Below are 13,969 nucleotides of genomic sequence, written 5' to 3'. Positions count from 1 at the left end.
AGTGTGCCACCCGCCGGCCGGACTCACGGCGTGAAGACCGCCCGGACGCAGCCGTCCGCCCGGTCCCGGAACAACGCGTACCCCTCGGCGGCCCGGTCCAGCGGCAGCCGGTGGGTGGCGAGGTGCTCGGTGACCAGCTCGTCCCGGGCCATCCGGTCCAGCAGCGCCGGGATGGCGTCCGGGCCGACCCGGGCGCCGCCGCGTACCGCCAGCCCCTTCTCGGTGACCGCGCCGAGCGGGAACCGGTCCACGAACGTCGCCCCGCCGGCGAGCACCACCACCGTGCCGCCCTTGCGGCAGGCGTGCACCGCCTCGCGCAGCGCCATCCCGGCGTCCGGCCCGGCGGCCGGCCAGCGGATCGGACCGGTCGGCGGGCCGGCCGCGTCCACGCACACGTCCGGCCCCCGGCCGCCGCTGCGTTCCCGCAGCTCGGCGAGGACGTCGACGGACCGGTGGTCGAGTGGCTCGGCGCCGGCGTGCCGGGCCGCCATCCGCAGCCGGTCGGCGTGCTCGTCCACCACGATCACCCGGGCCGCGCCGCGCGCCACGGCCGCCGCCGCGGTGAGCTGTCCCACCGCGCCCGCGCCCCAGACCGCCACCACGTCTCCGGGGGCGACACCGGCCAGCTCGACGCCGTGCCAGCCGGCCGGCGCGGCGTCCGCGGCGAAGACCGCCCGGTCGTCGTCGACCCCGTCCGGCACGGCGAACGCGCCCACGTCGGCGTAGGGCACCCGGACGAACTCGGCGTGGCCGCCGGCGAAACCACCGAGGCGGGCCGGCCGGCCGTAGCACCCGGCGGCGGGCGCTCCCCACTCCGGCTCGGTGGCCGCGTCGCTGGTCCCGTTGTCGCAGCAGGCCAGCAGCCCCTGCCGGCAGAACCAGCAGGCCCCGCAGGCGATCGCCGCGCCGACCACCACCCGGTCCGCGACCCGGTGCCGGCGTACCTCCGGACCGACCTCGACCACCTCGCCGACGAACTCGTGCCCGAGCACCTCACCGGTGGCCGCCTCGGGCACCCGGCCGGCCAGCAGTGGCAGGTCTCCGCCGCAGGTGGCGCTGCGTCGCACCCGGACGATCATGTCCTGGGCGTTGCGCAGCTCCGGGTCGGGGACCTGGCGCACGGCGAGCGCGTCCGTGCCCTCCCAGCACAGGGCCCTCACCCGGTCGCCTCCGATCCGGGTCGGCGGGTCCGCCGCGCCGCCGGGCGGTCCAGCGGCGAGCGGTCCGCCCGCAGCACCTCACCGGTCTCCAGGAGCTGCCGGGTCTGCCGCAGCACCTGCCGCAGGTACCGGCCGGGGTCGTCGCCGACCAGGTGCGCGGCGAACCCGGCCAGCGCCGGTGTCCCGCCCAGCGGGCGTACCGCCAGCTCGGTGCCGCGCCCGCCGGGCGCCGGGCGGGCCCAGACCTCCACCGCGCCGTCGAGCCGGCGCAGCGGCTCGGGCCACCGCCCGCCCGGCAGCACCTGTTCGGGCTGCCCGGAGACGGTCACCACCTGCCAGCGCGCGGGCCGGGCCCCGGTTGCGGCCCGCCGTCGGTGGACCAGTGCCAGTGCGCCGGCCGCCAGGGCGCGTACGCCGACGGCCAGCCGTCCGGTCCGGGTCACAGGCCCTCCCCGAGGTCGCGGGTCACCCGGGCGGCCGGCGGTGCGCGGCCGGCCGTCCGCGTGTCCCCAGCGTGGCGGCGGTCCGGGTGACGCGGGTTCGCCCGGAAGGGGTGAACCGGCGCGGTCCGGGTAACCGCCCCCCGCACCGACGGGGGGAGGGACGCATGCCGGAGCAGGTCGACCGGGTCCGCTTCGCCGCCGCGCCGACCGACGCGGACGCGCCGACGGCCGTCGGGACGCCGGAACCGCTCACCGCCGACGCCGGTCCGCCGCAGCGGCCGGGGCCGCCGTTGCTGGCGTCCCGGCTGGCGCCGCCCGCGTCGCCCGAGCCGCTGCTGCGGCGTCCCCGGCTGCTGGACCGGCTGGAGCGGGGCGTGGCGGGACCTGTCACGTTGCTTCTCGCCCCGGCCGGGTGGGGCAAGACGACGCTGCTGTCCGGTTGGGCGCGGGCGGAACGGGCGGGTCCGGCGCCGGTCTGGGTCTCCGTGGCGGAGGGCGACACCACCGAGCGGCTGTGGGCGTACCTGGCCGCGGCGTTGCGCACCGCCGTCGCCGGTGACCCGGGGGCGGACCCGCCGGTCCCGGTGGACCCGCCCCGGCCGGCGCAGCTCGAAGCGCTCGCCGCCGCGCTGGCCGCCCGAGAGCACCCGGTGCTGCTGGTCCTGGACGACCTGCACCGGGTGACCGACGCGCAGGCGTTGGCCGGGCTGGAGTTCCTGCTCCGGCACGGCGACGGGCGGCTCCGGCTGGTGGCCGGCGCGCGGCGGGAACCGCCGCTGGCCCTGCACCGGTGGCGGTTGGCCGGTGAGCTGACCGTGCTCGGCCCGGACGAGCTGGCGTTCACCGCCGACGAGGTGGCCGACCTGCTGGTCGCGTACGGCGTGCCGGTGCCGGCCGAGGCGGTGCCCCGGCTCGCCGAGCGGACCGCCGGCTGGCCGGCCGGGCTGCGCCTGGCCACCCTGGCGTTGGGCGCCGACCCGGCGCGGGCCGTGGCGCACGTCGCCGGCGACCAGCCGGACATCGCCGCGTACCTGCGGGACGAGGTGCTCGCGCCGCTGGACCCGGCGGTGTGTGACGTCCTGCGCCGGAGCGCGGTGGCGGTCGCGGTCCGCGCCGACCTGGCCGCCGCGGTGACCGGGCGGGCCGACGCCGGGCGCCTGCTGGCCGAGGCGGCCCGGGAGGGCGGCTTCGTCCAGCAGGACGGGGGCAGCCCGCCCTGGTACCGGCCGCACCCGCTGCTGGCCGACCTGCTCCGCGACGAGTTGGCCCGGCTGCCCGTCGGCGAGCTGGGCGAACTGCACCGGCGGGCGGCCGGCTGGTTCGCCGCGCACGACCGGCCGGCCGAGGCGCTGCGGCACGCGCTGGCGGCCGGCGAGTGGACGGATGCCACGGAGCTGCTGGTCACCCGCTGGCCGGAACTGGCCCCGGACGAGCCGGCCCGGCCCGTCCCGCCGGCGCCGCCCGAGCCTCCGGCCGAGGCGGTACGCCGGGACCCGGAGCTGGCGTTGGCCGCGGCGGCCGAACGGGCGTACGCCGGGGATCCGGCCGCCGCCGACGCGCTGCTGCGGCGCGCGGTCGGGCACGCGACGGACCTGCCGGCACCGCGCCGCGACCGGTTCCGCAGGCTGGCCACCGCGGTCGAGCTGAGCCTGGCCCGGCTCGCCGGGGACCACGCGGAGGTACGCCGCGCCGCCGACCGGCTGCTCGCCACCGCCCCGCACGACGACCCCACCAGCCCGGACGTCGCCGACGCCGGCGCCGATCCCGGTGCCCGAGCCGTCGACGCCGACGACGTGCGGGCGGTGGCCGGGGCCGCGCACGGGCTGGTCGCGCTCGCCGAGGGGAACCTGCGGGAGGCGGGCGGACAATTCTCCGCGGCGCTCGTCGCGGCGCGTCGGGCCGGCCGGTCCCGCGTCGAGCTGCTCTGCGCCAGCCGGTCGGCGCTGCTGGAGGCGGCCCGGGGCGCGCTGCGTACCGCCGAGGAGCGCGCCCGGGCGGCCCTGTCGATGCCGCCCTGCCAGGGTTGGTCGTCGCGGCGGGACTGCGGCTACGCGTACCTGGCGTTGGCGTTGGTGGCCTGGCACCGGGACCGGCCGGCGGAGGCGGCGGCGCAGCTCGCGCTCGCCGGTCCGGCCGGCGCGGAGCCGGGCGGGGCGGCGCTGGCGGCGCTCTGCCGGGCCGGGCTGCTGGCCGACGGCGGGGAACCGGCCGCCGGGCTGCACACGCTCGCCGCGGCCCGGTCGGTCGCGCCGGGGCCCGAGCTGGGCGCGTGGTTGACCGCCGGCGAGGCCCAGCTCCGCGCCGCGGTGGGCGACCCGGGCGGGGCCCGCGCGCTGCTGGACGCGGCCGGTGACGATCCCACCGATCCGGCGCTCGCACTGGTCTCGGCCCGGCTGTGGCTGCGGGCCGGCGACGCCCGGGCGGCCGAGCGGGCGCTGCCGGACTGGACCGGGCCGGGCGCGGAGGGCTGGCCGCTGCCGGTCCGGCTGGGCGCGGGGCTGCTGGAGGCGGCGCTGGCCGGGGCGGCCGGCGACGGTCGGCGGGCCGGGCGGCTGCTGGAGGAGACGCTGGCGTTGGCCGAGCCGGACGGTTGCCGGCGCGTGTTCACCCGGGCCGAGCCCGGGGTACGCGACCTGCTCGCCGCCCACCTGGACTCCGGCACCGCGTACTGGGCGACCGTCAGCGACCTGGTCCGGGGCGTCGACGCGTCCGGGGCCGACGGGGCACCGGACGGGCCGGCGCGGGCGTTGGACGAGCCGCTCACCGAACGGGAGCTGACCATCCTGCGGTATCTCCAGAGCATCCTGACCAACGTGGAGATCGCCGCCGAGCTGTCGCTCTCGGTCAACACGGTGAAGACGCACGTGCGCAACGTCTACCGCAAGCTCGACGCGACCCGCCGGCGGGAGGCGGTCCGGCGGGCGCGCGAGCTGCGGCTGATCTGACCGGTCGCGGGCGGGCCCGGCCCGGTCAGGCAGGCGCGACGGCGTCCACCACGGCCAGCAGCTCGGCCAGGTCGTAGCCGCCGTCGTGGCGGATGTCGTTGACGAAGAGCGTCGGCGTGCCGTTGACGCCGCTGCGGATGCCGCCCACGAAGTCCTGCCGGACCCGGTCGGCGTACGCCTGCCGCCCCACCTCCGCGTCGATCTCGTCGGGTGAGAGCCCGACCTGCTCGACGCCGAGCGACAGGTGCACCGGGTCGAGCTGGTCCTGGTGCTCGTAGAGCCAGTCGTGCAGCTCCCAGAACCGGCCCCGCGCGCCGGCCGCCTCGGCGGTCTCCGCCGCGTGCTCCGCGTACGGGTGGACGTTGGTGATGGGGAAGTGGCGGTACACCAACCGCACCACGTCGGCCCGCTGGCGCAGCACCTCGGCCAGGTTCGGGTATGCGGCGCCGCAGAACCGGCACTGGAAGTCGCCGTACTCGACGACGGTGACCGGGGCGTCGGCCGGACCACGGACATGGTCCCGGTCGCTGACCGGGACCCGCAGCCGGGCGGTGGTGACCTGCAACGGGGTGGTCATCGCGTGCTCACCCGCCGATCGGTGCCGAGCTGCTCCAGGGCGTCGAGGATGCCGTCCACCCCCGGGTTCACCTCGGGCGGGGAGAGGTGGCTCCAGGCCACCCGGCCGTCCGGGTCGATCACCACGAGCGCCCGGTCCGACTGCCCGCGCGGGGCGTACGCGCCGTAGCGGCGGGACACCTCGCCCTTCGGTTCGAAGTCGGCGAGCAGCGGGAACCGGATGCCCCGGCTCTGCGCGAACGCCCGGTGCGAGTCGACGCTGTCCACCGAGATGCCCAGCAGCACCGCGTCGTACCGTTCCAGCTCGGGCAGCGCCGCCTGGTAGAGCGCCATCTGGTCGCCGCACACCGGCGTCCAGTCGGCCGGGTAGAAGGCCAGCACGACCGGCCGGCCACGGAACTGCCCGGGGCCCACCTCCCGCGCGTCGGGCGACGCCGGCAGCGTGAACCCGGGCGCGGTCTGCCCGGGCGTGATCAGCCCGTTCGGATCACTCATACCGTCCACCCTGCCGGGCGTCCGGGTGAGCCGGGCTCACCCGGGCCGGGTGGTTCGGTTCACGGCCGCACCGTGATCCCGTTGCTCAGTCCGCGTACGCCGGTGAGCCGGGCGACCGACCGCTCGGCGGCCCGCCGCTGGTACTCCCACTCGACCTCGCCGTGCAGCGTGACCCAGCCGTCGGCGACGGTCACCCGCAGCGCCCCGACCGGCAGGAACGCGTCCCACTCCAACGCCCGGACGGCCGCGAGCGCGAGCCCCGCGTCGTCCCGGCCGGCGCCGGTCGGGACGGTCGGGACGGCGAGGTCGTCGGCGACCGCGCGGACCCGGGCCACCCGGTGCGTGGCCCGTTCGGCGGCCCACCGCGTGGCGGGATCGGCCGCCGGGCCGGTCAGCGTCACCACGCCGCCGTCGACTCTCACCCCGATGCCGTCGAGGCCCGCCCGGGCCAGTTCGTCGCGTACCGCGGACCGGATCTCCCGGTCGGTACGCGTCATCGTCCCGGTGGTCATCCGGTTCTCCTTCCGGTGGGTGGTCGACGCGCGGGGCGGTCCCCGCACCCTGCGATCCTGCGCGCGACCGGGTGATCCCACCGCACCCGGAACGGGTGACATGGGAGCGCTTCCATGGCGCGGTTGATCGGCGTACGCTGAGGGTCCCTCGGCTGCGGGAGCCAGTACGCCGACGGGGAGCCCGGGCAGCTCCCCTCCTCGAAGCGCCACCCCCTGCTCCCGTTCCCCGCCCCCAAGGGCAACCGAGAGGATCCGCCCCATGCGCAGAAAACTCGCCGGCCTGGCGGCCGTCGCGCTGGCCGCCACCGTGGCGACCGTCGTCGTGCCGCTCGTCGCCACCGGCGTACCCCCGGCCGCCGCCGCGGCCGCCGAGCCGTACACCTGGAAGAACGTCCGGATCGACGGCGGCGGCTTCGTCCCCGGCATCGTCTTCAACCCGACCGAGAAGAACCTGATCTACGCGCGGACCGACATCGGCGGCGCGTACCGCTGGGAGCAGGCCACCCGGTCGTGGACGCCGCTGCTGGACTGGGTCGGCGCGGACCGGTGGGGCTGGAACGGGGTGGTCAGCCTCGCCACCGACCCGGTGCAGACCAACCGGGTGTACGCGGCGGTCGGCATGTACACAAACGACTGGGACCCGAACCACGGGGCGATCCTGCGCTCGACCGACAAGGGCGCCACCTGGCAGGCCACCGAGCTGCCGTTCAAGAACGGCGGCAACATGCCCGGCCGGGGCATGGGGGAGCGGCTGGCGGTCGACCCGAACCGCAACAGCGTGCTCTACTACGGCGCCGAGGGCGGCAACGGCCTGTGGCGCAGCACCGACTACGGCGCGACCTGGGCCAAGGTCGCCAACTTCCCGAACGTGGGCAACTACCGGGCCGACCCGAACGACAGCAGCGGCTACCAGAGCCAGAACCAGGGCCTCACCTGGGTCAGCTTCGACAAGGGCACCGGCACGGCCGGCACCGCCACGAAGACCATCTACGTCGGGGTGGCGGACAAGCAGAACCCGGTCTACCGCAGCACCGACGCCGGCGCGACCTGGGAACGGATCCCCGGCCAGCCCACCGGCTACCTCGCGCACAAGGGCGTGGTCGACCCGGTCGGCGGCTTCCTCTACCTCGCCACCAGCGACACCGGCGGCCCGTACGACGGCGGCAAGGGCGACGTGTGGAAGTTCAACCGGGCCACCGGCGCGTGGACGCAGATCAGCCCGGTGCCGTCGTCCAGCGGCGACGCGTACTTCGGCTACTCCGGCCTGACCATCGACCGCCAGCACCCGAACACGCTGATGGTCGCCACCCAGGTCTCCTGGTGGCCGGACGCGATCTTCTGGCGCAGCACCGACGGCGGCGCGACCTGGACCCGGATCTGGGACTGGGCCAGTTACCCGAACCGCACCAAGAAGTACACGATGGACGTCAGCTCGGTGCCGTGGCTGACGTTCGGCACCAATCCGGCGCCGCCGGAGGAGACCCCGAAACTGGGCTGGATGAACGAGTCGCTGGAGATCGACCCGTTCGACAGCGACCGGATGATGTACGGCACCGGCGCGACGATCTACGGCACCACCGGCCTGACGAAGTGGGACACCGGCGGCACGTTCACCATCACGCCGATGGTGAAGGGGCTGGAGGAGACCGCCGTGCTCGACCTGGTCAGCCCGCCGTCGGGCGCGCCGCTGATCAGCGGCCTCGGCGACATCGGCGGTTTCCGTCACACCGACCTCGCGGCGGTGCCGCCGATGATGTTCACCCAGCCGGGCTTCACCAGCACCACCAGCCTCGACTACGCGGAGACCAAGCCGGCGGTCATGGTTCGGGCCGGCAACTTCACCGACGCCGACCGCCCCAACGACAGCCACGTGGCGTTCTCCACCGACGGCGGTGCGAACTGGTTCCAGGGCACCGAGCCCGGCGGGATCAACAACGGTGGCACGGTGGCCGCGTCCGCCGACGGCAGCCAGTTCGTCTGGTCGCCCGGCGACGCCGGCCAGCAGGTGGTCCGTTCGGTCGGCTTCGGCAACTCGTGGACCGCCGCCACCGGCATCCCGGCCAACGCCGTCGTCGAGTCCGACCGGGTCAACCCGAACAAGTTCTACGGTGTCAGCGCCGGGAAGTTCTACGTCAGCACCAACGGCGGGGCGGCGTTCACCGCCACCGCGGCGACCGGCCTGCCCACCACCGGCGTCAAGTTCAAGGCGCTGCCAGGCGTCGAGGGCGACGTCTGGCTGGCCGGCGAGGGTGGCCTCTGGCACTCCACCAACTCCGGCGCGAGCTTCACGAAGCTGACCGGCGTGTCCACGGCGGTGAACGTCGGCTTCGGCAAGGCGGCGCCCGGGAAGACGTACCCGGCGTTGTTCACCGTCGGCACGGTGGGCGGCACGCACGGGGTCCACCGTTCCGACGACGCGGGCGCGACCTGGGTCCGGATCAACGACGACCAGCACCAGTACGGCAACGCGGGCGAGGCGCTCACCGGCGACCCGCGCGTCTGGGGCCGGGTCTACCTGGGCACCAACGGCCGGGGCATCCTGGTCGCGGACCGCCTCGGCGGCACGCCCACGCCCACGCCGACGTCGGCGAGCCCCACCCCGACCGGCCCGTCGCCCACCCCGACGAGCCCGTCCCCGTCGCCGACCAGTCCGACCCCGACGCCGACCGGCCCGTCACCGACGCCGACGTCACCGACCCCGACGCCGACCGGACGCGGCTGCGCCGCCACCTACGCGGTGACGAACTCCTGGCCCGGCGGCTTCCAGGGCGAGGTGACGGTACGCAACTCCGGCACCACGCCGATCGCCGGCTGGACGCTGACCTGGACCTATCCGGACGGTCAGCGGATCGCCCAGCTCTGGAGCGGGACGTACACCCAGACCGGCTCGGCGGTCACGGTGACCGACGCCGGCTGGAACGGCAACCTCGGCGTCGGCGCGTCGACCACCGTCGGCTTCACCGCCACCGCCCCCAACGGCAACCGGACACCGACCGTCTCCTGCGCCGCGCGCTGACGGGTTCCGCGGGCGGTACCACGAGATGACCATGAGGTTGACCGAACTGGACAGCGCTCTTCCGCCCGTCAACCTCATGATCATCGAAGCCCGCTGACGCGACGGTGGCCGTCCCCCTCGTCGGGGACGGCCACCGTTCGTTCTGTGCGGGTGCGGTCAGCCGTCCAGGCCGGCGGGGGAGTTGGGGCGGTCGACGTCGACGAACTCGATCTCGTCGGCGGCACGCTCCCGGCTGCCGGCGGCGCGGGCGGCGGTGCCGGCGGCCCAGCCGATCGCCGCGCCGGCCAGGGCCGCCGCGATCAGCAGCGTCCACGGCAGCGCGGGCCGCCGGCCGGCGAGCGCCTCGAAGGCGAGGCCGGCCCGGCGGCGTGCCTCGTCGGCGGCGGAGCCGACCAGGTCGGTGGCCTCGTCGGCCAGGCCGGAGGAGCTGCGACGCGCGACGCGGGTGGCGTCCCGCACGCTGTCACCGGCGGTGCCGACCGCGTCGAGCAGGTGCTGCCAGGCCTGGTCCGCGACCCGCTCGGGCTTGCTGCGGCGGTCCAACAGGCTGGATCCGAACATCGTTCTACCTCCTCGGGTGCCGAAGCCCGGCGGCCACGTCGGACTCCGGTGGTCATCCGGCGCGTCACGGTTCTTCCCCGGGCAGTGCCCCGCCCGCTCCCGCGCCAAACCCCGCCCGCTCCGTCAGTCGAGTGGCGGGGAAACGGACGGGGTGGGCGGAATCACCCGTACGCGCCGGGGACCGGGTGTGCCTGCGGGATGCGCGGGCCCGCTACCCTGGGTCGGCGGATCGGCCGACCCGGTCCGGTCGTTCGGCCGGTCGCTGGTCCGCGTCGAAGGGGAAATCGGAACCCGGAGGTGCGGTTTGGGCTCACCCAGGTGTGCCCAGTCCGCGAATTGCTCATCCCGGGGGGTGGCGACCGGGGCCGTTGGAGGAATACTCTCGGTCGCGGCCCGCGTACTGATGAGGCGCCCGTTGGGGCGAGTGGAGGTGCTCGCGTGAGCCTGTCGATCGTGAAATCGGTGCGTCCGGGTGGTGTCGTCCAGATCGCGCCCCGTGGGGAGATCGACGTCGACACCGCGTACGAGGTGCGGGAAGCGATCGCCGAGGTGCTGGCCAAGGCGCGTCCCGTCCGGATCGAGCTGAACATGCGGCTCGTCACGTTCATCGACTCGGTCGGCATCAGCGCCATGGTCGCCGGCTTCCAGACCTGCGAGGTCAGCGGCGTCAAGCTCGTGGTCACCGAGCCGAGCCGGTTCGTGCACCGGCAGCTCTGGGTGACCGGCCTGCTCGGTCTCTTCGGCGCGCCGGAGCCCTGGTTCGCCGACGAGGCTCCCGAGGTGCTCCCCGGCGCCTGAGCGCCACCCGCCCGCGCACCGATCCTGCGTCCGGCCCCTCGCCGGCCGGGGGACCTTCGACCCGTTGCCAGGCCGGCCCCGGTACGGGACGATCGTCCGGACCCACGACGGCGAGGGGGACCGGTTGCAGAGCAGCGACAGCTTCAGCTACACCGTGCAGGCCCGGTGCAGCCGGGCGGACGCGGTGGCCCTGCTCGGCGACCTGAGCCGGCAGGGCGAGCTGCATCCGCTGATCGTGCGGGTCCGGCAGTTGCCGCCCCGACCGGGCGCGCTGGCCAGCTTCGCGATCACCGACCGGCTGGAGCTCGGTCCGCTGCACTTCCCGGTCACCTACCAGGCGGACGTGCTGGTCGCCACCGAGGACGAGGTGGTCACCGTCGCCCGGCAGCAGCCGGCCACGACGGTGCGTAACCACACCCGGCTGCGCGACGAGCCCGACGGCGTGGTGCGGATCGACGTGGAGATCACGCTCACCGCGCCGGCGCCGCTGTTCGGTTATGCGTTCCGCCAGGCGCGGGCCGCTCACCTGGGCCTCGCCGCCCGCCTCGGCGCGACGCTGGAGGGCCGGCCCGCCTGATCCGCCCCCACGGCTTCCAGACGGACAGCACGGTGGCGATCAGCAGCAGCGTGGTGGAGACGGCCGGCGGCACCACCAGGTCGACCCGCAGGTGCGCGTCGGCTGCCCCGGCGAGCGCGCCGAGGTGCCGGACCCGGGGGGTCAGCAGGAGCAGCACCAGGCCGAGCATGACGGTGGTGAGCGCGAACTTCACCAGCACCCATCGCCAGCGCAGCAGGCCCCACGGAGTGAGCAGCGCGCTGGCGGTCCCGATCAGCCAGACCGCCACGCTCAGCGGTGCGAACAGCCAGGTGACCAGCAGCGCCGCCGCCGGGTAGACCACGTCGGGATCGGCGCCCCGCAGCCCGGCGACGCCGAGCGCGAGCAGCGTCAGGTCGGTGCCGAGCCAGCCCAGCGAGGTGGCCAGGTGCGCGGTGAGCAGCGCCTTGCGGCCGGCGGGGGAGAGTCGTCTCATGTCCCGATCGTCGCCCCGTCGCGCGGCCCACGTCGTGGGCCGCGCGACGACACCCGGTGTACGTCGTGGGGCGTAGTGCTCAGTAGACCGACAGGTGCACGTGGTTGGTGTGGTCGCTGGACGGGTCGCCGTTGCCCCCGCTGTACGACTTCCAGCCGCTGCTGGGCAGCCAGATCTGCTTGAACCAGATCACGTAGAGCACGGCGAGCGGGTCGGCGTTGCGCACGAAGTACGCGGCCAGGTTGTTGCCGTACGTCCGGTCGCCGCCGCTGGCCACGCCGCCGAAGCCGCTCTTCTGGGCCGCGAAGTCGCAGGCCCGACCCTTCGGGTGCTCGCCGGAGCCACTGGGCCGGTGGCAGGAGACGTACCGGGTGAAGCCGGCGGCCTTGGCCTGTTGCAGCGCGTGCAGCGTACGTGGGGTGATGCAGCCGCTGGCCGGCGTCGGGTCGTTGACGCTGCACGACTCGGCCGGCCAGGAGCCGTCGGAGTTGCGCTTGGCCGGCTTCGCGTTCGCGGTGGAGGTGCCCCGGATCCCGCTGCCGCTGCTGCTGCCGCCGCCGCTGCTGGCGGACGGCCGGTTGTTGGCCTCCTCCAGCGCCTGCTCGGCCTGCTCCTTGCGCTTGGCCATCACCGTGACCTGCTTGCGTTGCTCGCGGACCTCGCCGTCGAGCGCGGTACGGGTGCGGATCGCCTCGTCGCGGGTGGTGATCAGCTCGCGCAGCGTCCGGTCCTCGTGCGCGGCGACCGTCTCCAGGGCGGCGGCCCGGTCCATGAAGCCTTCCGGGCTGGTGCTGCCGAGCAGCGCCGCGGCGGTGCCCATCCGGCCGGTACGGTACGCCACCTCGGCGATCTCACCGACCTTGGCGTCGCGCTCGACCAGCTCCGCGTCGATCGTCACGAGTCGTTCGTTGAGCTGCTTCTGCCGGGTCACCGACCGGCTCAGCGCGGCCTTGGCCTCCAGCCAGCCCTTGCTGGCGGCATCGAGCTTGGCGCGCAGCGCCGGCGTGCCGCCCTCGTCGTCGTCACCGGGCGCGGCGGCGAGCCGGCCGGTCGGGGGCGCCGCCGAGGCGGGGGAGACCGGCGCCGTCACGAGGCCGAGGGTCAGCATCGCGACGAGCAGGGCCGCCATCCGGGCGGCCGTCCGTCGTACAGGTGCCACTGGGGGCATTCACGTGTCCTTCCGTCAACCGCCGACCGGGTTAGCTGACGGGTTCGGGACGGAAGATCCCTACCGCTGACGCGGATGCACCCCACGTACGTGGTTCCCCGGCTCGCCCCGCGGGCGATTAGGCGACGGCCGCTCCGTCGGCGCCGGATGACGCCTGCGGGTCGGCCGCGACCGAGCCTACCGGCGTTGCCCGGAGCCGGCTCCGTCACCCGGAACCGGATACCGGGCAAAACCGGCATAAGCTAACAATAGCCACTCGAATTTAAGTCTGTCCTAACTACCAGCCGGTCGGGCCGCAGGCGCCGGCGGACGCTCCGGGTTCGATCTGCAACGTGGCGTGATCGATCGAGAAGTCCTCGTGCAGCGCGGCCCGGGCGGCGGCCAGCACGGTGGCGACCTCCGCGCCCGGATCGGTGGTCAGGTGCGCCGAGGCCACGTCCATGCCGGAGGTGAGCGTCCAGACGTGCAGGTCGTGCACCTCCGCCACGCCGGGCACGGCGGTCAGCCGGTCGTGCACGGCGGTCACCTGGAGGTGTTCCGGCGCGGCCTGCACCAGGATGCGCACCGCGGCCCGGCCGAGCCGCCAGGTGCGCGGCAGGATGAACAGACCGATCGCCACCGCGACCAGCGGGTCGGCCCACCACCAGTCGGTGACCGCGATGACCAGCGCGGCGCCGATCACGCCGAGCGAGCCGAGCAGGTCGCCCAGCACCTCCAGGTACGCGCCGCGCAGGTTGATGCTCTCCTGGGCGCCGGAGCGCAGCAGCGCGAACGCGGCGATGTTGGCGAGCAGGCCGAGCACGGCCACCACCAGCATCGGTCCGGCGAGCACCTCCGGCGGCTCGCCGAACCGGCGTACCGCCTCGATCAGGACGTAGACCGCGACGGCGCCGAGCAGCACCGCGTTGGCCAGCGCGGCGAGCACCTCCAGCCGGTAGAGCCCGAACGTGCGTTGCGGGTCGGTCCGGGCGCGCCGGGTGGCGGTGATCGCCGCGAGCGCCATGCCGATGCCGAGCACGTCGGTGAACATGTGGCCGGCGTCGGAGAGCAGCGCGAGCGAACCGGTCGTGACGGCGGCCACCGCCTCGACCACCATCAGCACGGCGAGCAGCGCGAACGCCGCCCAGAGCCGACCGGAGTGCCGGTGCGCCGCGTTGGCCACCGCAGCGCTGTGGTCATGACCTGCGCCCACGCACCCACCCTCCCGCCCCGGATCCCGGACGGGCCCAATCTATGCTCACATCGCTATGTGTGCAAGTAACTG

The 13,969-nt window shown here is 75.3% G+C and carries 12 protein-coding genes, 1 pseudogene and 1 riboswitch; of the genes and pseudogenes, 4 read left to right on the top strand and 9 right to left on the bottom strand.

Annotated elements, in window-relative coordinates; all coding sequences use genetic code 11:
- Positions 1 to 23 precede the first annotated feature (23 nt).
- Together AB0B02_RS15730 and AB0B02_RS15725 are read right to left on the bottom strand one after the other, a co-directional pair.
- Positions 24 to 1,160 (bottom strand): alcohol dehydrogenase catalytic domain-containing protein, encoded by a 1,137-nt coding sequence (locus AB0B02_RS15730; RefSeq protein ID WP_357300749.1) that lies wholly within the window; start codon positions 1,158 to 1,160, stop codon positions 24 to 26.
- Complete coding sequence (locus tag AB0B02_RS15725; RefSeq protein ID WP_357300989.1) at positions 1,157 to 1,549, bottom strand: hypothetical protein; 393 nt, start codon at positions 1,547 to 1,549, stop codon at positions 1,157 to 1,159. Before AB0B02_RS15725 ends, AB0B02_RS15730 begins: the two co-directional genes overlap by 4 nt.
- 140 nt (positions 1,550 to 1,689) lie before the next feature.
- Between AB0B02_RS15725 and AB0B02_RS15720 the strand changes: the two genes are divergently transcribed.
- Positions 1,690 to 4,548: a LuxR C-terminal-related transcriptional regulator gene (locus AB0B02_RS15720; RefSeq protein ID WP_357300747.1), complete on the top strand. Its 2,859-nt coding sequence runs from the start codon at positions 1,690 to 1,692 to the stop codon at positions 4,546 to 4,548.
- A 25-nt stretch (positions 4,549 to 4,573) separates the two neighbouring features.
- Here AB0B02_RS15720 and AB0B02_RS15715 read toward each other — a convergent pair whose 3' ends face one another.
- The 3 genes and pseudogenes from AB0B02_RS15715 to AB0B02_RS15705 form a co-directional block, all read right to left on the bottom strand.
- Complete coding sequence (locus AB0B02_RS15715) at positions 4,574 to 5,125, bottom strand: DsbA family protein (RefSeq protein WP_281937012.1); 552 nt, start codon at positions 5,123 to 5,125, stop codon at positions 4,574 to 4,576.
- On the bottom strand, positions 5,122 to 5,619 hold the full coding sequence (locus tag AB0B02_RS15710; RefSeq protein ID WP_281937011.1) for a redoxin domain-containing protein: 498 nt from the start codon (positions 5,617 to 5,619) through the stop codon (positions 5,122 to 5,124). Before AB0B02_RS15710 ends, AB0B02_RS15715 begins: the two co-directional genes overlap by 4 nt.
- Positions 5,620 to 5,681: 62 nt before the next feature.
- A pseudogene (locus AB0B02_RS15705) lies at positions 5,682 to 6,131 on the bottom strand (BON domain-containing protein); the annotation flags it as partial.
- A 259-nt stretch (positions 6,132 to 6,390) separates the two neighbouring features.
- Between AB0B02_RS15705 and AB0B02_RS15700 the strand changes: the two are divergent.
- Positions 6,391 to 9,147: a cellulose binding domain-containing protein gene (locus AB0B02_RS15700; protein ID WP_357300744.1), complete on the top strand. Its 2,757-nt coding sequence runs from the start codon at positions 6,391 to 6,393 to the stop codon at positions 9,145 to 9,147.
- A 156-nt stretch (positions 9,148 to 9,303) separates the two neighbouring features.
- Here AB0B02_RS15700 and AB0B02_RS15695 read toward each other — a convergent pair whose 3' ends face one another.
- Positions 9,304 to 9,708 carry a hypothetical protein gene (locus tag AB0B02_RS15695; RefSeq protein WP_357300742.1) on the bottom strand — a complete coding sequence of 135 codons (405 nt, stop codon included), beginning with the start codon at positions 9,706 to 9,708 and terminating at the stop codon, positions 9,304 to 9,306.
- A 438-nt stretch (positions 9,709 to 10,146) separates the two neighbouring features.
- On the opposite strand from AB0B02_RS15695, the gene AB0B02_RS15690 reads away from it, so the two are divergent.
- Both AB0B02_RS15690 and AB0B02_RS15685 read left to right on the top strand, forming a co-directional pair.
- The gene (locus AB0B02_RS15690) at positions 10,147 to 10,506 is read left to right on the top strand and encodes an STAS domain-containing protein (RefSeq protein WP_107155819.1); all 360 of its coding nucleotides are present in this window, start codon (positions 10,147 to 10,149) and stop codon (positions 10,504 to 10,506) included.
- Positions 10,507 to 10,570: 64 nt separating this feature from the next.
- Positions 10,571 to 11,083, top strand: a complete 513-nt coding sequence (locus AB0B02_RS15685; RefSeq protein WP_281937002.1) for an SRPBCC family protein — start codon at positions 10,571 to 10,573, stop codon at positions 11,081 to 11,083.
- Here AB0B02_RS15685 and AB0B02_RS15680 read toward each other — a convergent pair.
- The 3 genes from AB0B02_RS15680 to AB0B02_RS15670 all read right to left on the bottom strand — a co-directional run bounded on the left by AB0B02_RS15680 (position 10,977) and on the right by AB0B02_RS15670 (position 13,897).
- The gene (locus AB0B02_RS15680) at positions 10,977 to 11,537 is read right to left on the bottom strand and encodes a hypothetical protein (protein WP_357300739.1); all 561 of its coding nucleotides are present in this window, start codon (positions 11,535 to 11,537) and stop codon (positions 10,977 to 10,979) included. The two genes, AB0B02_RS15685 and AB0B02_RS15680, sit on opposite strands and share 107 nt — an antisense overlap.
- A gap of 79 nt (positions 11,538 to 11,616) precedes the next feature.
- A complete protein-coding gene (locus AB0B02_RS15675) occupies positions 11,617 to 12,705 on the bottom strand; it encodes a hypothetical protein (protein WP_357300737.1) in 1,089 nt (362 codons plus the stop codon).
- 4 nt (positions 12,706 to 12,709) lie between these two features.
- Positions 12,710 to 12,840: riboswitch (cyclic di-AMP (ydaO/yuaA leader) on the bottom strand.
- Positions 12,841 to 12,982: 142 nt separating this feature from the next.
- The gene (locus AB0B02_RS15670) at positions 12,983 to 13,897 is read right to left on the bottom strand and encodes a cation diffusion facilitator family transporter (protein WP_281936996.1); all 915 of its coding nucleotides are present in this window, start codon (positions 13,895 to 13,897) and stop codon (positions 12,983 to 12,985) included.
- Positions 13,898 to 13,969 lie beyond the last annotated feature (72 nt).

The organism is Micromonospora sp. NPDC049240, assembly GCF_040647835.1.
GTDB lineage: Bacteria > Actinomycetota > Actinomycetes > Mycobacteriales > Micromonosporaceae > Micromonospora.
Note: the sequence above shows the minus strand (reverse complement) of the source record. Positions and strands in the feature narration are given on the sequence as shown.

Excerpts from the sequence above, each read along its gene's own strand:
- AB0B02_RS15715 (WP_281937012.1), bottom strand. The coding sequence starts at position 5,125 with ATGACCACCCCGTTGCAGGTCACCACCGCCCGGCTGCGGGTCCCGGTC.
- AB0B02_RS15710 (WP_281937011.1), bottom strand. The coding sequence starts at position 5,619 with ATGAGTGATCCGAACGGGCTGATCACGCCCGGGCAGACCGCGCCCGGG.
- AB0B02_RS15700 (WP_357300744.1), top strand. The coding sequence starts at position 6,391 with ATGCGCAGAAAACTCGCCGGCCTGGCGGCCGTCGCGCTGGCCGCCACC.
- AB0B02_RS15695 (WP_357300742.1), bottom strand. The coding sequence starts at position 9,708 with ATGTTCGGATCCAGCCTGTTGGACCGCCGCAGCAAGCCCGAGCGGGTC.
- AB0B02_RS15680 (WP_357300739.1), bottom strand. The coding sequence starts at position 11,537 with ATGAGACGACTCTCCCCCGCCGGCCGCAAGGCGCTGCTCACCGCGCAC.
- AB0B02_RS15675 (WP_357300737.1), bottom strand. The coding sequence starts at position 12,705 with ATGCCCCCAGTGGCACCTGTACGACGGACGGCCGCCCGGATGGCGGCC.